This is a genomic window from Gammaproteobacteria bacterium (assembly GCA_013003425.1).
Lineage (GTDB): Bacteria > Pseudomonadota > Gammaproteobacteria > Steroidobacterales > JABDKV01 > JABDJB01.
In genome coordinates this window covers 112,812-132,123 of the sequence record JABDJB010000045.1, presented here as the reverse complement: position 1 = coordinate 132,123, position 19,312 = coordinate 112,812, and the positions used below count along the sequence as shown (strand labels likewise).

Below are 19,312 nucleotides of genomic sequence, written 5' to 3'. Positions count from 1 at the left end.
AACTAGCAGAGTTCGACGCGGGTAATTCTGGATCGTCTTTTCGAGCCACGCTTTGGCGGCGGGTTGCCATCAAACAGATGGTTGCCCAGCTCCTCCAGCGCCTGGCGATAGACCTGGCGTTTGAAAAAAATCACCTTGCGTAGCGGATACCAGAAATCTACCCAACACCAGCGGTCGAATTCGGGCTTGTCGCCTGTATCGAAACAAATGGCATCGATATCAGAATTCAGCCGCAGCAGGTACCAGAGTTGCTTCTGTCCAACGCATACCGGGTATGAACGTGATCGGCGGTAGCGTTCCGGCAAATCGTACCTGAGCCAGTCGCTTGTTTGCCCCAGCAGCTCCACATCGTCTTCGCGCAACCCGATTTCTTCCTCGAGTTCGCGATACATTGCGGCAAGCGGGGTTTCATCTTTCTCGACACCGCCCTGCGGAAACTGCCAGCCGCGCCGTCCGGCCCGGCCAGCCCAGAAAACCTGGCGGTTCTCGTTTGTCAGGACTATCGCCACATTGGCCCGGTAGCCGTCGGAGTCAATCAAATCAGACATCAAGGGCCACCCGTAACATGGGCGCTGATTCTTCCACACGCCTCGCGGGCCTGCCATACTGCCGGCCACTCCATTTGCCTCATGACACATTTCTTATAGATTCATGCAGCGCAGGCTCATCACCGTCATCGTCCCGCTGCTGGCGCTGTCCCTGGCAGCACTGTTCGCCGCTGCCGCTATCGGCAGCGTGCCGCTGCGGCTCGGTGAAATCTTCGAAGTACTCGGCGGGAACGGCAGCCAGCGAGCCCGCATGCTGGTCCTGGAGCTGCGCCTGCCGCGGGCGCTTTCGGCGTTTGCCACCGGTGGCCTGCTGGCCCTTGCCGGCGCCCTGATGCAGGTGCTGCTGCGTAACCCCCTGGCAGATCCTTACATACTCGGAGTTTCCGGTGGCGCTGCCGTCGCCGCCCTGAGCGCCATCATGCTGGGCCTGGGAGGAATCTGGGTTGACTCGGCAGCCTTCGCCGGCGCCCTTGGAGCCACCTGGATAGTTTTTGCCCTGAGTCGGGGCAGCGGCGCATGGAACGGCAACCGGCTGCTTTTGACCGGCGTCGTTATCGCGGCGGGATTCGGCGCGATCATCAGCCTGCTGCTGTCGCTTGGAACAGACACCGGCTTGCGCAGCATGATCTTCTGGCTGCTCGGCGACTTCTCTTTTGCCGACCAGCCACTCGACGAATGGCTGGTGCTTGTTGTCGCTGTCACGTTTGCAATGCTTATTGCACGCCCCCTCAATGTCCTTGCCGGCGGAACGACCCAGGCGATGACTCTTGGTGTGGAAGTCGCACGAATGCGATTTGTGATCTACGTGCTCAGCGCCCTGATCACGGCAGTGGCGGTGACAACGGCTGGCACAATTGGTTTTGTCGGCCTGCTGGTCCCGCACCTGGTTCGTCTGCGGGCCGGATCCGACCACCGCATCGTGCTGCCCGCCAGCGCACTGCTCGGCGGGATACTGCTGGTGGCGGCCGACACCGCCGCGCGGACGGTAGCCGCGCCACGCCAGCTTCCGGTCGGCGCTATCACCGCGCTACTCGGCGTGCCGCTATTCCTTTACCTGATGGGCCGGCGCAGTTCCTGAGGTCACTCCGAACAGGCGAACTCGACCTGCAACTGTTGCGCCCGCACGAAAACCGGCGTCACATCCAAAGCTTTTGCCAGATCGTCACAAGCGGATTCGCGTTCAAGCCGGTGCAGTACCTGAGCACGCCAGACCAGGATGTCTGGCAGCAGGTGTTTGTCTGCAGTGGACAACCGCGGCAGTGCGGCATCCAGGAATCTGAGCGCCCGTTTCATTCCACCACCAAACAAACGTGGCGTGTGGTACTTGTTAATACCGTTGACCATTAAAACAAAGGGATCTTCCGGACTGAGTTTTGCTGCGCGCTTGCCCGCGCGCCCCGATGCCGACCCCATTTTCATGCCGCGCGGCCCCGGCTTGACCGCAATGCGCGCGCCCAGCGTTGCCGATAGCAGTGCCCATGACCTGGCTGACCCGGGATCTTCATCGACCTGCCGCTCCAGCGCAGCCTGACCGCGCTGCCAGACAACATCCGCTGCATTGGCATCGCCCATTCCAGACAAGACACTGCCGAGGCGCCAGTCCAGAAGTGCCGCAAGGTAGGTATCGGCTGCAACCGAGCCCTGCAACTGCTCCAACCGCGCCACATCAGCCGCGTAGTAAGCAGCGCTGATGTCGTTCCCGGTAGCTCCGCCCTGCGCCAGTGCACACAGCGGCGCTAACATCAGCGCACAAGACCGGCTAACTCGCACGAAATAACAGGCGATTCCCAGGCTTGATTCCAATCCGGGTAACCGCATCAATACCGAAATCATTCTCAGCATCCCACTCAGCCAGCACCTGCTCTCCCGTTGCCAGCTGCAGGGTATATATAACCGTCGCGCCCCGAAAAACCTTGTCGATCACGTGTGCCTCGGCCCCGGATGGCTCAATGACAACATCGCCTGGTCGTAACAACACATCAACCCGGTCGCCGATCTCGTAGCCATTGGCTGCGGCGGCAATTCTCAACCCGGCGACCTCGACGACTTTTTCATCTGCTACTACACCGGTTAGAAACACGCCCTGACCGACAAAAGCCGCCACATCGCGGTCGCGGGGATTTCGATAGATTTCCTGCGGCGTGTCCCACTGCGCAATCGCGCCACTGCGCATCAGTCCGATCCGGTCGGCAAGCATGAACGCTTCGGCCTGATCATGAGTAACCATCAGGGTGGTGACGCCGGTCTGCCGCACGATTTCACGCAGTTCGTGACCCAGCCGTTCACGCAGGGCAGCATCGAGATTGGCAAACGGCTCATCGAGCAGCAGCAGGCCAGGCCCCGGCGCCAGCGCGCGCGCCAGCGCAACACGCTGCTGCTGCCCGCCGGACATTTCGTGTGGATAGCGTTTTCCGACGCCGGTCAGGCCAACCATCTCCATATAATCGCTGACACGCCGGGTGCGTTGTGCAGCATCGAGCCGGTGCAGTCCGAACGCGACATTTTCTGCAGCTGACAGATGCGGCAGCAATGCCGCTTCCTGGAATACCATGCCGACGTGACGCTGCTGTGGCGGTACGCAGACATCCGGGCTGCTGACAAGCTTGTCGCCGATGTGTATCGCGCCCGCCTGCAACGGTTCAAAACCGGCGATACAACGCAACGCCGTAGTCTTGCCACAACCGCTGGGCCCCAGCAGGCAGCCAATTTCGCCGGATGCCAGCTCGAGGCTCAGCCCGCGCAACACCGGCTGCCCCGCATAACCTTGTTGAACCTTATCGAGTTGCAGCCGCATAAGCTGAAGCTTTCACTACAAGAACCACAGGCAATATTCCGACCAGCACAATCGCCAGCGCAGGCAAGGCAGCCTCCTGCCACATTCCTTCCGATGTCATTTCATAGACCCGAACGGCAAACGTATCCCAGCCGAACGGCCGGGTCATCAGCGTGATAGGCATTTCCTTCAGCACATCAACAAAAACAAGAATAAGTGCGGTCAGCAGGCCACCACGCAACAGCGGCACATGAACGCGCCCTAACAAACGCCACCCCGCCACTCCGAGCAGACGCGCCGATTCATCCATGTTTGGTGTGATTCTCTGCATCGCTGCATCGACTGATTGAAACGCGACCGCGAGAAAACGCACCAGGTAGGCCAGTAGCATCGCGGCAATCGTTCCCTGCAGGTAAAGACGCGGGGGCGCGCTTGCAAGCAGCGCGAACAGGTCATTGACCAGGCCGTTCAGCCAGGTCAACTTGGAGTAAATACCCACGGCAAGCACCGTGCCCGGCAGGGCATAACCGAGCGTGGCTACCCGTCCTGCCAAGCGTGCCAACCTGCCCGCATTTCGGATTGCGTAAACCAGCATCAGGGCAACAGCCGTAATCGACATGGCCGCGGATGCTGCCAGCAGCACGGTGCGCAACGCGATACCGGCGAAGCGGAAGTCGGGCTGTACACCCTGCAGCGTCCATATGACGAGCTGGAGGCAAGGCAACGCAAAGCCGGCGGCAAAGACTACTGTAGCCGCGGTGAACGCTGCCCACTTCGTCCAGCCCGCCAGGTCCACCCGGGCCGCTGGCGGCGCGAGATTACTCGTATACGCCGCACCACGCCGCAGCCTGCGTTCGAGAATCACGGCTGCAAAAACCAGCAGCAGCAGGAAGAAGGCCAGCTGGAGAGCGGAAGTCACCGAATGCAGCCCGAACCACGACGTATAGATGGCGGTTGTAAATGTGTCGTAGTTGAATACCGATACCGTGCCGAAGTCAGCCAGCGTTTCCATCACCACCAGCATCAGCCCGCCGGCAATCCAGGGCCGCGCCATTGGCAGAGCAACCCGGAAGAAACTCTGGCGCCGACTGAGCCCCAGCGTCTGTCCGACCTCAAGCGCCCGCTTTCCCTGCGTCAGGAATGCGTTACGCGCCAGCAGATACACATAAGGGTAAAGCGCCAGCGACATGATCACGATAACCCCGCCGCGTGAACGCACCTGCGGGAACCAGGCGGAGCTGCCAATCCAGTCACGCGCCAGCGTCTGCAGCGGGCCGGCATACTCAAGCACGCCGATTGCCACAAACGCCATGACGTAACCGGGTAACGCCATCGGCAGCAGCAGGGCCCAGGCAAAAAAGCTGCGTCCGGGAAAATTGCACATTGCCGTGAGCCAGCCAAGGCCCGCTCCGATAACTGCACTGAACAAAGCAACGCCGGCGACCAGAAGCACAGTGTTGACGGCAACTCGTGGCAGCACGTATTTCGCCAGGTGGCTGATTATTTCAGTATCGGGATGCAGCAGCGCCGTCACCACTACCGCCAGCGCTGCCAGCGTGGGCAGCGCAATCAGCCATGCCGCCAGGGTCCAGCCGGCGCGACCCGCAGGGCGACCCGGCAACGCTGCTGCCACCGCGCTCACGTTGTACGCAGCCTAGCGATAACCGGCGCGCTCCATCAGCCGGACCGATGCCGCCTGCAGTTCGCCTGCGCGGCTGACGTTGATCACGTTTTGCCTGAAGCTGCCCCATTGCGCCACCAGCGGGTCGGGGCTGACCGCGGAGTTGGCGGGGTACTCCAGGTTGATGGCGGCAAACTCTTTTTGCGCTTCCGCCGAGCTGAGCCACTCAAGCAGGGCTACTGCAGCCTGCGGGTTATCGCTGTGGCGTACGACCCCCGCACCGGACACATTGACATGGACGCCGCTGCCATCCTGGTCCGGCCAGTACAACGCCAGGGGTATTTGCGGATTCTGTTTTTGCAGACGGCCGTAATAATAAGTATTGACGATACCAACATCACACTGGCCCGCTACGATTGCCTCCAGCAAACGGGTGTCGCTGGAAAACACCGGGGCCGCGAGATTGGCAACCCAGCCGCGCACAATCTGCTCGGTTTTCGGCTCGCCATGTTCGGCGATCATCATTGCCACCAGTGACTGGTTGTAGACCTTTTTCGCCGTACGCAGACACAGCCGGCCACGCCACTTCGGTTCAGCGAGTCCGGCATAGCTGCCCAGCTGCTGCGGATCAACACGTTCGGTGCTGTAAGCAACGGTGCGCGCGCGCACGGACAGCCCGAACCAGCGTCCGTCGGCGTCACGCAGGTGGGCCGGAATGTTTTTCTCCAGCAGCGTCGAGCCGGCCGGTTGCAGCAACCCCTCCTCCGCAGCCAGCCACAGGTTGCCCGCATCCACGGTAAGAAGCAGGTCAGCGGGTGTCTGGTCACCCTCGGCGATGAGCCGTTGCATTAACGGCCCTTCCTTGTCGGTAATCCAGCTGATCCTGACGCCGGACTCTGCCGCGTAACGCTCGAGTAACGGCTGAATCAGTTGTTCGGCACGGGATGAATAAACCACCACCTGCTCGGCAGACGGAGCGCAGGCAGCGGCCAGCCAGACTGGCAGCAGGAGCAGCAGACGGATCGGCATGGGCGGGGGTCCGGTGACAGCGAAAGGGTCTAGATGCTAATCAATCTCATTTGCAATTGGAACCGATCGGGCCGATAAAACCCGGTCCCGGCCGGTCTTTTTCGCCCGATACATGGCGGCATCGGCCGTTTCGAGCAGCGATTTGCTCAGGGCCCGCGGATCCCCGTGACGCTGCGGGCTGACGGCGGCAACCCCGACCGAAATCGTCACGGTCATCGCCAGGTCGTCGCTGACCTGGACCGGCGTTGCGCGGACGACCCGGCGTACCCGCTCGGCGAGGTTTCGTGCCAGCCGCTCGCCGGTATCCGGCAGCAAAACGACGAACTCCTCGCCCCCGAAGCGTGCGGCGACGTCGCTGCCGCGCACCTGTGTGGCAACCCTGCGCGCCACTTCCCGCAGCACCTCGTCGCCGACCATGTGTCCATGAGTGTCGTTGACCTCCTTGAAGTGATCGATATCGATCATCAGGCAGCCAAGCGTCTGGCGATTGCGTTGCGCACGCGCCAGTTCTTCCACCAGGCGCACCTCGAGATAGCGCCGGTTGTGCCAGTCGGTCAGTGCGTCGGTCAGGCCGCTGAGGCGCAGGCGCGCACGGTTGACTGCGTTCTCCAGGGCAAAGGAAGCAATGACACCCAGGTGCTCGAGTATGTCAGTCGCATGATCCGCGGTGAATCGTGCAGCATCGCCGGCACCCAGATTCAGGCTGCCCATGACAAACCTGTCACGCATCAGGGGAACAATCGCCACGCTGCGCACGTCGGCGCCGCGCGGGAAAACTTGCCGATGAAGGTCGGAAACCGGCCCGAGCCAGGGTTTGTTGAGGCCTTCGTAAAGACCAGGCACGTCGCGTAACTGATCGACCAGAAAGACGCCCGGTGGCACGGAGGAATTATTCAGGGCCGAAAGCAGATGGCGAACTTCGTGCTCCGGATCGCACAGCACGACAGTGCAGGCCGGTATGCCGTAGGAGTCGCCGAGCCCGACTGTCAGGAATTCGAAAAGAGACAGCAGAGAGGTAGCTTCGAGCACGCTCAGCTCACGGCTTTGCGCGCGTTTCAGGATCAGTTCGTTGGCCGTCGCTTCGGCGCGTTGTTCAGCGAGCTGGCGCCGCAGTGCCTCGAGCTCCTTGTCCCTGGCAGTCATGACTGCCGATAGTAATCTATCGCCGGTTCAGTCGTCGAGATCGAGGAAGATCGTCAGGCCATGCGGGGAAATCCGCAGCCCGTCGCCGCCGCGCCAGTAGTGATCATAGAAAGGATCATAGTGGTAACGACTGTAGCGGTAATGATTCGAGTATCGCGCCGGGGGCGGGAATGGGCGATAGACGTAGTTTGAATGTGGCCGGTAACGATAGCGCGAGCTGCGGTACTGGCGGTTTGGACGGTAGCGGTCGTAGCGGGAGCTGCGATGCCGGTTTGTCTGGTGCCGGTTTGTCTGGTGCCGGTTTGTCTGGTGACGGTTTGTCTGGTGACGCGAATGCTCGGAGCGCGGTGCGACGTCACGAAACCTGGTTTCACCAGCCGTGGCATCCGGCATCGACAGGGGCAGCAACGCGGCCAGCATTGCCGAAAGCAGTAACTTGTTCATGCGGTAACTCTAGCGGGCCCGGCTGAACCCCGCCTGAATATGGTGCGCTGCACTATCAGCGCAGCGTAAAGCGGTGCATAAACTCCTGTAATTTCGTGCCATACGGCGGATACAACACCCGCGCCGTATTCAGCCAGCGTGGCCGGCGGAATACGCCGCGCACGTTGGAAAACGTGGCAAATCCTTCTTCGCCGTGATAACGCCCCATGCCGGATTCGCCGGTGCCGCCGAACGGCAGGTCATCGACCGCGACGTGCATTACTGCATCGTTGATGCATACGCCACCGGAATGCGTGTTCTCGATTACCCGGCGGGTTCGGCCGGCGTCATTGTCAAAAATATTCAGCGCCAGCGGCCGTGGCCGAGCGTTAATGTAGTCGATCGCATCGTCGATGCTGTCGTAGGACACAACCGGCAGCAGTGGTCCGAAAATTTCATCCTGCATTACCCGCATGTCATCGTGCACATCAAGCAGGACATAAAGCGGCATCTTGCGTGACTCATGCGAGAGTTTTTCTTTGGCCGGATTGATCTCGACAATCTTCGCTTCTTTGGTCAGCGCATCGTGCAGCAGGTCCTGCAGCCGCTCGTACTGCCGATCGCTGGCGACAGAGCTGTAATCATCATTGTCGGCCAATGTCGGATACATTTTTGCGAACGCTGCCTGCATAGCAGTAACAAATTCGTCCTGGAGGTCATGCGGACACAACACATAGTCCGGCGCGGTGCAGGTCTGGCCGGCATTGAGCGCCTTGCCAAAACAGATTCGTTCCGCAGCCATCGACATATCGATACCGCGGGTAATCACAGTCGGGGATTTACCGCCCAGTTCCAGCGTAACCGGTGTCAGGTTTTCGGCTGCCGCCCGCATGATGTGCCGGCCGACACCTGTCGAACCGGTGAACAGCAGGTGATTAAAGGGCAGCCGCGAAAATGCAATGCCAACGTCGGCTTCACCGGTGATCACGGCAACGTGATCTTCATCGAACACCTCGCCCAGCATCGCGGCAATCAGTTCGCTGGTGCGAGGCGTGAATTCGGACGGTTTGACCATTACCCGGTTGCCAGCCGCCAGGGCATAAGTAAGCGGGCTGATGACCATGAGCAACGGATAATTCCACGGTGCAATGATGCCGGCCACGCCTTTCGGCTGATACTCCTTCCACGCTCGTGTCGACAGCATCATGCGCCCGACACCGACCCGCTTCGGTCGCATCCAGCGGCGCAGGTGCCGCCGGGCGTAACGCAGGCCCTCGAGACTTACCATAATCTCGGCGGACAGGGTTTCTGCCTGGGCTCGGCACCCGAAGTCTGCCGATATCGTCTCTGCGATACGGGCAGCATCGCGAGCCAGAACCTCGATGAGGCGATCGAGGGCGTCGCGCCGGTCGGCCAGTGACGGGTTGGGTGACTGCCTAAATGCCTGTTTCTGTTTGGTAAACAGTTCTTCCAGGTGACGCGTGTCACTGCTCAGGTCATGAAAATGAGTGGCATGGGTCACCATTGCGCTCTCGCTCGCGGCCGCCTCGGGTCTGTTCCTAGCATAACACTTTGTTGCACTGCACTGGCCGGCGCCGGCACTTGAGCCAAAAAGCGCGAACCAGGTCCTTCAGCGAAAGCGGCTGCAGCGCCACACTCCGTCTGCCGGAACCTGGGTAGTTTATGGAAACAACGTCCACCGTCGATACCAAGCCGTGGGTCATCGTCCTCGACGACGACGCGGAAATGGCTGCCTTCATGGCGGCGGCGCTGCGCCGTGCCGGCTTTTCCCCGACGGTAGCGCGAAACCCGGATGTATTCTTTCGCGAACTGACCGATCAGCACTCGATTGTACTGCTCGACCTGATGATGCCGGAGCGCGACGGCATCCAGGTGATGCACGAGCTGGCAGAGAAAAAATGCCAGGCGTCGATCGTGCTGATCAGTAACGTTGAATCGCGAATTCTGGGGGCCGCCGAACGGCTTGCCACCGGACGCGGACTGCGCCTGCTCGGCAGCCTGCGCAAACCCTTCGAAGTCAGCGAGCTGCTGGATATCGTCACCACCGAGCCACCACCGCTGCCGAAAAAAACGGCCAAAAAGCAGATAGAGCCAGTGGACGAACCAGAGTTGCGCCGGGCGATAGAAGCCGATGAGTTTATCGTGCACTTCCAGCCAAAAATCCAGGTCAAGTCGCTGGAGTTCGTGGCAGTCGAAGCGCTGGCGCGCTGGATGCACCCCGAGCGCGGCCTGCTGTCGCCGGCGCACTTTATAAGCACTGCTGAGAAACACGACCTGATCGGCCCGCTGACAGCCAAGATAATTCACCATGCATTTCACCAGTGCGCGGAATGGCTCGACGCCGGTCTGCGCCTGAAAGTCGCCGTGAACGTGTCGACCCGGTCGCTGGGCGACTATGACCTGCCGGAGTGGTTCGAGGAGCAGACGCGCAAAGCAGGCATCCTGCCGCACCAGGTGGTGATCGAAATCACCGAGAGCTGGCTGACCAAAGACCCCCTGGCGATGCTCGAGATTCTGACCCGGTTACGCATGAAGGGCTTTTCGCTGTCGATCGATGATTTCGGTACCGGCTATTCGACCATGCTGAAGCTCAAGACGATCCCGTTCAGCGAACTGAAGCTCGACCAGTCTTTTATTCGCGATGCCGCGAATGACGCAGAGGCGCGCTATATCGTCGAATCCAGTATCGCTCTTGGCCAGAAACTCGGCCTGCACCTCGTAGCCGAAGGAGTCGAACGCCAGGAAGACTGGGACCTGATTTCGGAGCTGGGTTGCGATGAAGGCCAGGGCTATTTCATCTCGCGCCCGATGCGGGGTGCCGATGTGCCTAACTGGCTGAGCCGCTGGAAGGCAGTGCTCGGATAGGCTGAGCACAACCACCAAGTGCGCTAAACTTCGCGACCCGGCAGATTTTTTTTAAAACGATGAGCCGATACCCCGCGCTACTGCTGCTGATACTGCTGTGTGCCGCGCATGCCGACGAGGGCATGTGGCAACCGCGCCAGTTGCCACAGCTGGCGGCGCAGCTCAAACAGGCTGGCCTGAAGATCCCGCCACAAGACCTGAGCGACCTGACGGATTACCCGATGGGCGCGATCGTCGGGCTGGGCTACTGCTCGGCATCGTTTGTCTCGCCGGAAGGACTGGTTGTCACCAACCACCACTGCGTGCAACAAATCCTGCAACACAACTCGACGCCCGATTCAAACCTGATCGAAAGCGGTTACCTTGCCGAAGCGTACGACGAAGAGCTGCCGGGCGGTCCGGGGCAGCGCATCCTTGTGACTGTGCAGGTCGAAGATGTATCAACAAAGATGCTGGGTGGTCTGGACGACGGCATAGACGGCCTGCTACGCAAACAAACACTCGAGTCGCGCGAGAAAGAACTGGTCGCTGAATGCGAAAACGAGCCGCGCTACCGCTGCAAGGTGCACGCATTTTTCGATGGCCTGTCATTTTTCCTGATCCGGCAGCTGGAAATTCTCGACGTGCGGCTGGTATATGCACCTGCTCGCAATATTGGTGAGTTTGGCGGCGACATCGATAACTGGATGTGGCCAAGACACACCGGCGACTACTCGTTCCTGCGCGCCTATGTTGCCGCCGACGGCAAACCGGCAGCCTACTCGCGTGACAACGAACCGTACCGGCCCGAACATCACCTGACCGTCGCCACCGGCGGCCTTGCGGAAGGCGATTTCACCATGGCGCTGGGCTACCCGGGTCAGACTTATCGTCACCGCCTCGCCAGCGAAGCTGCCCAGATCAGCCGCTGGTATTACCCGCTACGCAAGCAGCTTTACGAGCAAATGCTCGGGTTGATCAACGACCAGACCGCGCAGCGGCCAGACGCCGCAATAAAGTACAACTCGCTGGTACAGGGCCTCAACAACGTCATCAAGAACTACGGCGGCATGATCGAGGGATTCGATCGCAGCGGTCTTGTTGCACGCAAGAAACAGCGTGAGCGCGAGCTGAGCCTGTGGCTGGAACAGCAGGAATTTGCAAACGCGCCACTGGCTGACCTCGACAAGCTGGTAAGTGAATATCGCAGCGGTCGCGAACAACGGATGTATTACCGGGATTTCCTGCGCCGCCGGGCCACGCTGCTTACGGCTGCTACCCGGATATACCGCTTGAGCAAGGAAAAGGAAAAGCCGGACGCCGGTCGTGAACCAGGCTACCAGGAACGCGACTGGCCGCGTATACGTGAAAGTCTCGAACGTATCGAAAGCTCCTTCGATGCGCAGGCAGACCAGGCGCTGTTACTGCATCACCTGGCGCTTTACAACGAACAGCTGCAGGCCGACCAGCGTGTTGCGCCACTCGACCGGTGGTTTGATCTCGACGGCAAAAAGTTCGACAGCAAACGTATCGGTCGCCTTGCGGACGACATGTACTCGCGGACAAGGCTGGGCGATACAGCGACTCGCATCGAACTCATGCAGGCCTCACCGGATTCGCTGGAATCAAGCGAGGACCCCTTCATTCGTCTCGCAGTCAAACTCTATGCCGACGACCTGGCACGCGAAGAAACCGAGAAACGTTTCCAGGGACGATTCCAGCTGGCGCGTTCGCAATACATGGAGGCGCTGGGGCAATGGTTAAAGCAACAGGGTAAGCCGCTGTACCCGGACGCCAACGGCACATTACGCGTAACCTTTGGCCAGGTAACCGGTTACCAGCCACGCGACGGTGTTCGCTATACGCCGTTCACAACGGTTGCCGGTGTTGCCGCCAAACACACCGGGCAGGCACCTTTCGACGCGCCGGCGGCGCTGCTGGCGGCCATCGGTCGCGAGCATTTTGGTGTATTCGCCGACGCCGAACTCGGCACGGTACCGGTCAACTTTCTTGCCACACTCGATTCTACCGGCGGCAATTCCGGTTCTGCGGTACTGAACGCCGAAGGCGAACTCGTGGGCCTGCTGTTCGACGGCAACTACGAGTCGATCAATGCTGACTGGTACTTCGAACCGGAGATAACGCGCACCATCTGCGTGGATATGCGCTACGTGTTATGGATTATGGAGACCGTGGACGGGGCACACCGCCTGCTGCGGGAAATGGGGCTTGGACCTGCTGCCTTGCACGCACGCAGGCCGCCAGCCAGTGTAAACTAGACGAATCATTTACGAGGGGTACGGCTAATGGCTCAGAAGAGACAGCGTCGTTTCAGCGAAAAGGAAATGCCGTCGCAGCAGACTACGGTCATCGCCGAAGGCATGCGTGTTACCGGGCGGCTGAAAGGCACCGGGAATGTCATCATCAGCGGTGAGCTGGACAGCGACTGCGAGATCAAGGGCTCGGTCACGCTGACTGATACCGGCCGCTGCAAAGGGACGATCCGTGCGACCGATGTCATGATCGCCGGCAATCTCAACGGCGATGTGCTGGCCGAGGGTCGCATCGAAGTATCACGCAGTGCGCTGGTCAAAGGCAGCCTGGCAGGCGCCAACATCGCGGTCGCCGAAGGCGCCGTTATCGAAGGCGGCATGCAAACAACCAGCGGCACGATGGAACAGATTGAGGAAATCAAAGTTACCTGACGGAGCGCCTAAACCAGCAGGTGACGCAGGCCCGGCAGGTATTTTTCCAGAGACGCGGTGTTTACGCACACGACCCGCTGACCTGTTTGCACCACGCCACTTTGCGCAAGCTGCGGCAGCGCTGCGAAGCTTGCCGCCCCTTCCGGTGAAATCCACCAGCCTTTGTCCCGCCATGTTGCCGCCACGGACGTGGCAATTTCCTGCTCACTGACACTCACCGCCACACCGTCGCTGGCTCGCAGGATCTGCAGCACCCGAAAATGCCCGATACCGCCGGGCACATTGAGTCCTGTAGCAATAGTATGACCGGGAGCAACAGCGGCGGTATCGTCGGCTCCCGTCGTCATTGCTTCGACCAGTGGGGCGGTCTCATCGCTTTGCACCGCCACCATGCGCGGACGGCGGCTGTCGATCAGCCCGAGAGCCTGTAACTCATCAAATGCTTTCCACATGCCGAGCAGGCCGGTTCCGCCACCCGTCGGATAGACGATGACATCGGGCAATTCCCACCGGCTACCGGCGCTGACCGGCTCAGCCAGCTCCAGACCCAGTGTTTTCTTTCCCTCGATACGCCAGCCCGGCTCCTGGAAAGTCGCGACATTGAAGTAACCCCGTGGAAGGTATTTTTCTTTCATCAGCTGCCCGGCTTCGCGGATCGTGCCCTGTACCAGGTCGAGCTCTATGCGTTCATGCATGCGCGCCAGCGCTGCCACCCGTCCCAGCACCGGCATCGGCGTGTCATCCGGCATCACTATCGCTGCGGCCAGCCCCGCGCGCACCGCATAGTCGGCGAGTGAATCACCGGCGTTACCCTGCGTGGGTACGGTGAGTCTGTCCAGTCCGAACAGACGCGCCATCGAAACGACCATGGCCATGCCGCGATCCTTGAAACTGAGCGTCGGATTGGCACCGTACCCAGGCACCGGCCTGCCCTCTTCTTTCACCTGCAGCCGGAAGCCGACCTTTTTCGCCAGTGGATAGTCCGCGTATTCGAGCAACGGGGTAGCGCCTTCACCACCGCTTGTTATCCACCTCGCGTTGCCGGCATCGTTGCTGTCGAGCCCCAGCAGACCGCCAAAACGCCACATGTCATTTCGTTCCGGCTTGTACCAGGCGCAATCCGGTTGCTCGCGCTTCAGCCGCTTTATATCTATGACCATTTCGACGGGGCGGCCGTCGGCCGGATCCAGGTTCATCAGCTGGTCTGCAGGGTACTCGATACCCGAACCCAAACCGCGCAGGTGTGATACGTATCCGGGCTTGTCAGCGCTGATTATCAAGCTGCTCACTCCAAAGCAGCGTGGCGCCAATGACGGCGCTTGGCATCGACAGGAAGTTCAGCAGCGGAACAAGCGTCATGATCAGCACTCCGGCGCCAAACCCGAGTACCAGCATACGCCGCTCGCCCAGCAGCTCACGCTGCCGGCGAAAACTGAGACCATGGTTGCCCATCGGATAATCGACATATTCCATTGCCAGCATCCACGCGCCAAAACCGAACCACAGCAGCGGTGCGAATGCATTGAGGCCGGGGATCAGGAAAAGCAGCAGCAGTGGCAGCGCACGCGGCAGTATGTAGGCCCATTTACGAAACTCATGCGCCACGGCGTAAGGCACTTCCTGCCACAAAGGCCTGCCCGCCGGGCGTGGCATGTCCGGCCTCAGGCTCTGCTCGACTTTCTCTGCCAGCAAACCGTTGAACGGCGCCCCGACAATGTTCGCGATCATTGTGAATGTGTAGAAGACCAGCAGCACCAACGCCAGCACGAATATTGGCCAGATCAGCCACTGTAACCAGTCGAGCCAGCCGGGCAACCACTGCACCAGCCAGTCAATCCAGCTATCGAAGGTGCCGGCCGCCCACCAGATCGCCAGCGAGAAAAGAACAATGTTTGTCAGCAGCGGGCCGAGTACAAACACCCGCAGCTCGCGGTCGGCCAGGTGCGTCAGCCCGGCGAACGCGTAGGACGCGCCCTTCAGTAACGTGGCGGGCATCAGCTTCGTACCAGCGTATGCACCACGATTTCGGGTGGGCAATTGAAACGCACGTCCAGGATGCTGCTGCCTGAACCCGCCGAGGTATAACCCTGCATGCCGTGGTACTCCCACGCACCGCGACACACACTTCGCCGGCAATTGGCATTCAGGTACAGCGGAAATCCGCCCGGCAGGCAAATCTGCCCGCCATGGGTGTGACCGCACAGCATGATGTCGAACGCCGCGTGCAGAGCATTCTTGTAGATTTCCGGCGAGTGTGACAACAGTATCGAAACCGCCTCTTCAGGAATCGCGTCCGCGGCTTTTTCGAGGTTATCGGCGCGGAAGTAATGCGGATCGTCAACGCCGGCAAGATATAACGCTGCGTCATCACGCTCGAGTAATGCATATTCGTTTAGCAGCAGGTTTATTCCCAGCTCCTCGATGGCCGGCACCATCTGGATGCTGTCGTGATTACCCAGCACGCCATAAACCTTATCGCCCAGGTGCGGGCGGACTCGCGCCAACGCTGCGCAACAGTCAGCAAATTCGCCAAAGGTTTCGGCGCGAAAATCGCCCGTCAAAACACAACAATCAAATTCAAGCCCTTTGACGGCCTCGATCAGCACAGCCGGTATGTCGCTGGCCATGTCCAGATGCAGGTCGGAAACGTGCAGCAGACGAAAACCGTCAAACGCGCGTGGCAGGTTTGGCAGGGCAAAAATATTCTCGCGCAACACGATACCGCGAGCGTTGCTGCGCCCGCGGTTGAACAGGAATGTCGCTTTCAGCAGCAGGGCGAGGAGCTTGTCGAAGGATTTAAGGTTTTCCAGGTGCAGCAGGTTGCGCCCCTGGCCAAAAACCTTTGACTCATAAACCTGCTCGATACCCAGCCGCTGACGCAGGTGAACCCGGCCAATACGGCTGGCCAGCTGATCGCGCTGCGGCGGCAACGGTGTCACGGTCTGGGTCATGGCTGAATTCTAGCCCTCATCCGCGCGCTTGACATTCGTCATCTGTTTCTGTAATTTCTGTGACGTCAGAAATTACAGTCACAGGATAAAGACATGCTGCCGCTGCTCACCCACCTTGCCTATATCGCGACGAGCATTTTGCTGACTATCTGGGTGGCACATACCCTGAGCAACAATGGCCTGGCGTTTCTGCGGGCCAGTTTCGGTGACAACGAAGAACTTGCCAGTTCACTGAACCATCTGTTGATAGTGGGCTTTTACCTGTTTATCCCCGGCTATGTCCTGCTGACGCTGCAGCGTGGCGGCAACCCGGCAAATATCACCGCGGCGATTGAAATACTCGCAACGCGGCTGGGCTGGGTGCTGCTGGTGCTCGGCGCACTGCATCTTGCCAACATGTACATCATCAGTCGCTGGCGCCGTCATGCCCTCGACGACCGCCGCAGGCAAGAAGCCGAGGAAACGCGCCAGCATCAGCTACAGAACAGGCTTTCACATGAGTGACCAGATCAATACCCGTTTCATCCTGCACTGGGGTGAGATGAGCAGTCGGTGGGGGATAAATCGCAGCGTCGCACAGATTCACGCCTTGCTGTTCCTGTCGGAAGAACCGCTGAATGCCGAGCAGATCAGTGATGCACTTGGGCTTGCACGCTCCAACGTCAGCACCAGTCTGCGCGAGTTGCAGGCTTTTGGCATCGTGCGTGTCATTCACCGCATTGGCGACCGGCGTGACTACTTCGAGTCGGAAAAAGACGTCTGGGCAATGGTGCGCGCTATCATCGAACATCGTAAACGGCGTGAAGTAGACCCCACCCTGGAAATGCTGCGTGAGTGCGTCACCGAGGCAGAAAGCGGTGATATCGATGCCTACACGGTCAGCCGGATGAAAGAACTGCACGAGCTGATGGAATCCATGGCGCGCTTGTTCGATCAGGTCTCTACCCTGCCATTGCCGGCCCAGAAGAAAGTCCTGAAGATGGGCAACAAGATCCGCAAGCTCACCACCAGTTGATGCGCAAGCTGCTGGCGATAGTGGTTGCACCATTTGGCGCACTGGCGGCGATACTCCTGGTCACCGTGGTGCTGGGAGCCTTTGATGCAGACCAGATACTCCCTCGAGGCAGCTTCCACGAGCTGATGTGGTTCGCCTTTACGGTCGGCGTAGCAGCAACCGTGTTCGCCTACCCGGTCATGCTGACGCTGGGCCTGTTGCTGATCAGTTATGCCAATCACCGCGGCTGGAAAAAACCAATGCACATGGCGCGATTGGGAGCCGGCGCCGGGGCGCTGCCGTTTGCCTTGTACTTCAGCGTGATCCTGATTGATGTCGGCACCAGTAGTCAGCATGCGCTGCATGCGATGTTAGAGCACAGCGGTGCAGAAGCTGCTCAATGGCTGCTTTATGGCGGCGCAGCCGGCGCCCTTACGGCACTGTGCTACTGGTGGCTGGCCTGTCCCGACATCGCGGACACAGAAACGTACAGGGATTCGGCCTATACGAAGCAACTGCACGGCTGACCCCCGCCACAACCGACGCCCGCGGGTTCCGCCCGGCGAGTGCAAAACCGGTGGATTCGGATATAGTTCGCCCAATGAGTGCCAGCCTGCCCGAATTCCTGCCGAGCGGTCCGTTTCGGAATCCGCATTTCCAATCGATATTAGCGAGCATTCCGCTGCGCAAGCCTTTTGTTGCGCATCGCGCCCGCCGGCTGATCGATGCCTCGCGTGTGGAAATCATTACCACCGGCGACGGCGTCCGGCTGAAATGCCTGCGCGCGCGCCCGGCGGCGGCGGCACCGGTTGCCGTGCTGATCCATGGCTGGGAAGGCAGCGCCAATTCCTTGTATATGCTGTCGGCCTGCAGCGAGCTGTACAACGCCGGTTTCGACGTGTGGCGACTGCAGCTGCGTGACCACGGCAACACGCATGAGCTCAACGAAGGAATTTTTCATTCCTGCCGCATCGATGAAATGGTCGACGCGGTCGGCGAGATCCAGCGACTTGTCGACGGAAGGCCGCTGTGCCTGGGAGGTTTTTCGCTCGGCGCAAACTTCTCGATGCGTATTGCTGCACGTGCCGACGCTGCCGGGCTTGCGCTGGCACAGGTGGTCGCGTTGTGCCCGGTGCTGCATCCACCGGCGACACTCGATGCGCTGGAGAATGGTCCGGCCAGCTATAACTATTACTTCATGCGCAAGTGGCGCAGGTCACTGCGGCGCAAGCACCGCTTCTGGCCACACCTGTACGACCTGGAAATTCTGGATCAGCAACGCACCATGCGTGCACTCACCGAGTTTCTGGTAACACAATGCAGCAACTTCCCGGACCTGATGACTTACCTCAACGGCTACTCACTGCTGGGCGACGCACTGGCTCCGCTTACCGCACCTACCCTGCTGGTAGCAGCCGAAGATGACCCGATTATCCCGATCACCGAACTGGCACAACTGGCCCGGCCCGCAAATCTCGAGATTCTCACTACCGAGCTCGGTGGTCACTGCGGTTACCTGTATTCCAGCTTCGGCCCGACCTGGGCTGACGATGTGCTAATCCGGAAGTTCTGTGCCGCCACCGGCTACCGGCCAGCCAGGCGCGACGCCGCCTGAGGAGCAAACGCATGTACCGCCTGTATGACTATCTTCCGTCCGGCAACAGCTACAAGCCACGCCTGCTCCTGTCGCTGCTGGGTATCGAGTACGAGCGTATCGACGTCGATATCATGAAAGGCGAAACCCGCACGCCGGAGTTTCTGCTCAAGAACCCGAACGGACGTATTCCCGCGCTACAGCTGGAGAATGGTGAAGTCCTGTGGGAATCAAACGCGATCCTGTACTACCTGGCCCGCCACGGCACGCCCTACATGCCCACCGATCCGCTGCCGGCGGCGCAGGTCATGCAGTGGATGTTCTTTGAACAATACAGCCACGAGCCGTTTATCGCAGTCGCCCGCTTTATCCTGATGCATACCGATGTCGACAGCCCGCGCCGGGCAGAGATGGAACAAAAGATGACCGGCGGATACGCCGCTCTCGATGTGATGGAGCAGCATCTTGCCAGCAACAGCTATTTCGTCGATGACACCATGAGCATTGCGGATATCGCGCTGTATGCCTACACCCATGTTGCTGACGAAGGCGGGTTTGACCTGTCAGGATACCCGGCGGTCAACAGCTGGCTCGCTCGTATCGCGGCAACACCTGGCTACGTCGGTATCGACGCGGCCTGAACCATCCGCGCTGCGCGCACTCCCA

Annotated in this window: 19 protein-coding genes and 1 pseudogene; 9 read left to right on the top strand and 11 right to left on the bottom strand. The window is 60.1% G+C overall.

What is annotated here, in order from left to right; all coding sequences use genetic code 11:
• Nucleotides 1–2: 2 nt before the first annotated feature.
• Entirely contained in the window at nt 3–539 is a 537-nt protein-coding gene (locus tag HKN06_07085) for an RNA pyrophosphohydrolase (protein ID NNF61080.1), read from the bottom strand.
• Between the two features lie 112 nt (nt 540–651).
• On the opposite strand from HKN06_07085, the gene HKN06_07080 reads away from it, so the two are divergent.
• Nucleotides 652–1,626 (top strand): iron ABC transporter permease, encoded by a 975-nt coding sequence (locus HKN06_07080; protein NNF61079.1) that lies wholly within the window; start codon nt 652–654, stop codon nt 1,624–1,626.
• Nucleotides 1,627–1,628: 2 nt separating this feature from the next.
• Here the strand turns inward: HKN06_07080 and HKN06_07075 are convergent, their stop codons facing one another.
• From HKN06_07075 to HKN06_07045, 7 genes are all read right to left on the bottom strand, one after another.
• A complete protein-coding gene (locus tag HKN06_07075) occupies nt 1,629–2,291 on the bottom strand; it encodes a hypothetical protein (GenBank protein NNF61078.1) in 663 nt (220 codons plus the stop codon).
• A 16-nt stretch (nt 2,292–2,307) separates the two neighbouring features.
• A complete protein-coding gene (locus HKN06_07070) occupies nt 2,308–3,342 on the bottom strand; it encodes an ABC transporter ATP-binding protein (protein NNF61077.1) in 1,035 nt (344 codons plus the stop codon).
• Entirely contained in the window at nt 3,323–4,906 is a 1,584-nt protein-coding gene (locus tag HKN06_07065) for an iron ABC transporter permease (GenBank protein ID NNF61076.1), read from the bottom strand. Before HKN06_07065 ends, HKN06_07070 begins: the two co-directional genes overlap by 20 nt.
• Nucleotides 4,907–4,975: 69 nt before the next feature.
• The gene (locus tag HKN06_07060) at nt 4,976–5,971 is read right to left on the bottom strand and encodes an extracellular solute-binding protein (GenBank protein NNF61075.1); all 996 of its coding nucleotides are present in this window, start codon (nt 5,969–5,971) and stop codon (nt 4,976–4,978) included.
• A gap of 36 nt (nt 5,972–6,007) precedes the next feature.
• Complete coding sequence (locus tag HKN06_07055; GenBank protein ID NNF61074.1) at nt 6,008–7,114, bottom strand: sensor domain-containing diguanylate cyclase; 1,107 nt, start codon at nt 7,112–7,114, stop codon at nt 6,008–6,010.
• 27 nt (nt 7,115–7,141) lie between these two features.
• On the bottom strand, nt 7,142–7,558 hold the full coding sequence (locus HKN06_07050) for a hypothetical protein (GenBank protein ID NNF61073.1): 417 nt from the start codon (nt 7,556–7,558) through the stop codon (nt 7,142–7,144).
• 55 nt (nt 7,559–7,613) lie between these two features.
• Nucleotides 7,614–9,062: a coniferyl aldehyde dehydrogenase gene (locus HKN06_07045; GenBank protein NNF61072.1), complete on the bottom strand. Its 1,449-nt coding sequence runs from the start codon at nt 9,060–9,062 to the stop codon at nt 7,614–7,616.
• Between the two features lie 158 nt (nt 9,063–9,220).
• On the opposite strand from HKN06_07045, the gene HKN06_07040 reads away from it, so the two are divergent.
• The 3 genes from HKN06_07040 to HKN06_07030 are packed head-to-tail and all read left to right on the top strand — an operon-like array spanning nt 9,221 to nt 13,107.
• The gene (locus HKN06_07040; GenBank protein NNF61071.1) at nt 9,221–10,423 is read left to right on the top strand and encodes an EAL domain-containing protein; all 1,203 of its coding nucleotides are present in this window, start codon (nt 9,221–9,223) and stop codon (nt 10,421–10,423) included.
• Nucleotides 10,424–10,482: 59 nt separating this feature from the next.
• Nucleotides 10,483–12,681 carry a S46 family peptidase gene (locus HKN06_07035; protein NNF61070.1) on the top strand — a complete coding sequence of 733 codons (2,199 nt, stop codon included), beginning with the start codon at nt 10,483–10,485 and terminating at the stop codon, nt 12,679–12,681.
• A gap of 27 nt (nt 12,682–12,708) precedes the next feature.
• On the top strand, nt 12,709–13,107 hold the full coding sequence (locus tag HKN06_07030) for a polymer-forming cytoskeletal protein (protein ID NNF61069.1): 399 nt from the start codon (nt 12,709–12,711) through the stop codon (nt 13,105–13,107).
• Nucleotides 13,108–13,115: 8 nt separating this feature from the next.
• Here the strand turns inward: HKN06_07030 and HKN06_07025 are convergent, their stop codons facing one another.
• The 3 genes from HKN06_07025 to HKN06_07015 are packed head-to-tail and all read right to left on the bottom strand — an operon-like array spanning nt 13,116 to nt 16,058.
• Complete coding sequence (locus HKN06_07025) at nt 13,116–14,348, bottom strand: threonine synthase (protein NNF61068.1); 1,233 nt, start codon at nt 14,346–14,348, stop codon at nt 13,116–13,118.
• Between the two features lie 22 nt (nt 14,349–14,370).
• Nucleotides 14,371–15,102 carry a sulfate transporter CysZ gene (gene cysZ, locus HKN06_07020; GenBank protein NNF61067.1) on the bottom strand — a complete coding sequence of 244 codons (732 nt, stop codon included), beginning with the start codon at nt 15,100–15,102 and terminating at the stop codon, nt 14,371–14,373.
• Nucleotides 15,102–16,058, bottom strand: a complete 957-nt coding sequence (locus HKN06_07015) for a metallophosphoesterase (protein NNF61066.1) — start codon at nt 16,056–16,058, stop codon at nt 15,102–15,104. The genes cysZ and HKN06_07015 overlap by 1 nt, the downstream gene beginning before the upstream one ends.
• A 93-nt stretch (nt 16,059–16,151) precedes the next feature.
• On the opposite strand from HKN06_07015, the pseudogene HKN06_07010 reads away from it, so the two are divergent.
• The 5 genes and pseudogenes from HKN06_07010 to HKN06_06990 all read left to right on the top strand — a co-directional run bounded on the left by HKN06_07010 (nt 16,152) and on the right by HKN06_06990 (nt 19,287).
• A pseudogene (locus tag HKN06_07010) lies at nt 16,152–16,490 on the top strand (hypothetical protein).
• Nucleotides 16,491–16,554: 64 nt separating this feature from the next.
• Nucleotides 16,555–17,073, top strand: a complete 519-nt coding sequence (locus HKN06_07005; GenBank protein NNF61065.1) for a MarR family transcriptional regulator — start codon at nt 16,555–16,557, stop codon at nt 17,071–17,073.
• On the top strand, nt 17,073–17,579 hold the full coding sequence (locus tag HKN06_07000) for a hypothetical protein (GenBank protein ID NNF61064.1): 507 nt from the start codon (nt 17,073–17,075) through the stop codon (nt 17,577–17,579). Before HKN06_07005 ends, HKN06_07000 begins: the two co-directional genes overlap by 1 nt.
• 74 nt (nt 17,580–17,653) lie before the next feature.
• Nucleotides 17,654–18,667 (top strand): alpha/beta fold hydrolase, encoded by a 1,014-nt coding sequence (locus HKN06_06995; GenBank protein NNF61063.1) that lies wholly within the window; start codon nt 17,654–17,656, stop codon nt 18,665–18,667.
• A gap of 11 nt (nt 18,668–18,678) precedes the next feature.
• Entirely contained in the window at nt 18,679–19,287 is a 609-nt protein-coding gene (locus HKN06_06990) for a glutathione S-transferase family protein (protein NNF61062.1), read from the top strand.
• The last annotated feature ends 25 nt before the right edge of the window (nt 19,288–19,312 follow it).

What these genes read in the sequence shown, in the direction of transcription:
- HKN06_07080 (NNF61079.1), top strand. Translation starts at nt 652, where the DNA reads ATGCAGCGCAGGCTCATCACCGTCATCGTCCCGCTGCTGGCGCTGTCC.
- HKN06_07075 (NNF61078.1), bottom strand. Translation starts at nt 2,291, where the DNA reads ATGTTAGCGCCGCTGTGTGCACTGGCGCAGGGCGGAGCTACCGGGAAC.
- HKN06_07070 (NNF61077.1), bottom strand. Translation starts at nt 3,342, where the DNA reads ATGCGGCTGCAACTCGATAAGGTTCAACAAGGTTATGCGGGGCAGCCG.
- HKN06_07060 (NNF61075.1), bottom strand. Translation starts at nt 5,971, where the DNA reads ATGCCGATCCGTCTGCTGCTCCTGCTGCCAGTCTGGCTGGCCGCTGCC.
- HKN06_07055 (NNF61074.1), bottom strand. Translation starts at nt 7,114, where the DNA reads ATGACTGCCAGGGACAAGGAGCTCGAGGCACTGCGGCGCCAGCTCGCT.
- HKN06_07050 (NNF61073.1), bottom strand. Translation starts at nt 7,558, where the DNA reads ATGAACAAGTTACTGCTTTCGGCAATGCTGGCCGCGTTGCTGCCCCTG.
- HKN06_07045 (NNF61072.1), bottom strand. Translation starts at nt 9,062, where the DNA reads ATGGTGACCCATGCCACTCATTTTCATGACCTGAGCAGTGACACGCGT.
- HKN06_07040 (NNF61071.1), top strand. Translation starts at nt 9,221, where the DNA reads ATGGAAACAACGTCCACCGTCGATACCAAGCCGTGGGTCATCGTCCTC.
- HKN06_07035 (NNF61070.1), top strand. Translation starts at nt 10,483, where the DNA reads ATGAGCCGATACCCCGCGCTACTGCTGCTGATACTGCTGTGTGCCGCG.
- HKN06_07030 (NNF61069.1), top strand. Translation starts at nt 12,709, where the DNA reads ATGGCTCAGAAGAGACAGCGTCGTTTCAGCGAAAAGGAAATGCCGTCG.
- cysZ (NNF61067.1), bottom strand. Translation starts at nt 15,102, where the DNA reads ATGCCCGCCACGTTACTGAAGGGCGCGTCCTACGCGTTCGCCGGGCTG.
- HKN06_07015 (NNF61066.1), bottom strand. Translation starts at nt 16,058, where the DNA reads ATGACCCAGACCGTGACACCGTTGCCGCCGCAGCGCGATCAGCTGGCC.
- HKN06_07005 (NNF61065.1), top strand. Translation starts at nt 16,555, where the DNA reads ATGAGTGACCAGATCAATACCCGTTTCATCCTGCACTGGGGTGAGATG.
- HKN06_07000 (NNF61064.1), top strand. Translation starts at nt 17,073, where the DNA reads ATGCGCAAGCTGCTGGCGATAGTGGTTGCACCATTTGGCGCACTGGCG.
- HKN06_06995 (NNF61063.1), top strand. Translation starts at nt 17,654, where the DNA reads ATGAGTGCCAGCCTGCCCGAATTCCTGCCGAGCGGTCCGTTTCGGAAT.
- HKN06_06990 (NNF61062.1), top strand. Translation starts at nt 18,679, where the DNA reads ATGTACCGCCTGTATGACTATCTTCCGTCCGGCAACAGCTACAAGCCA.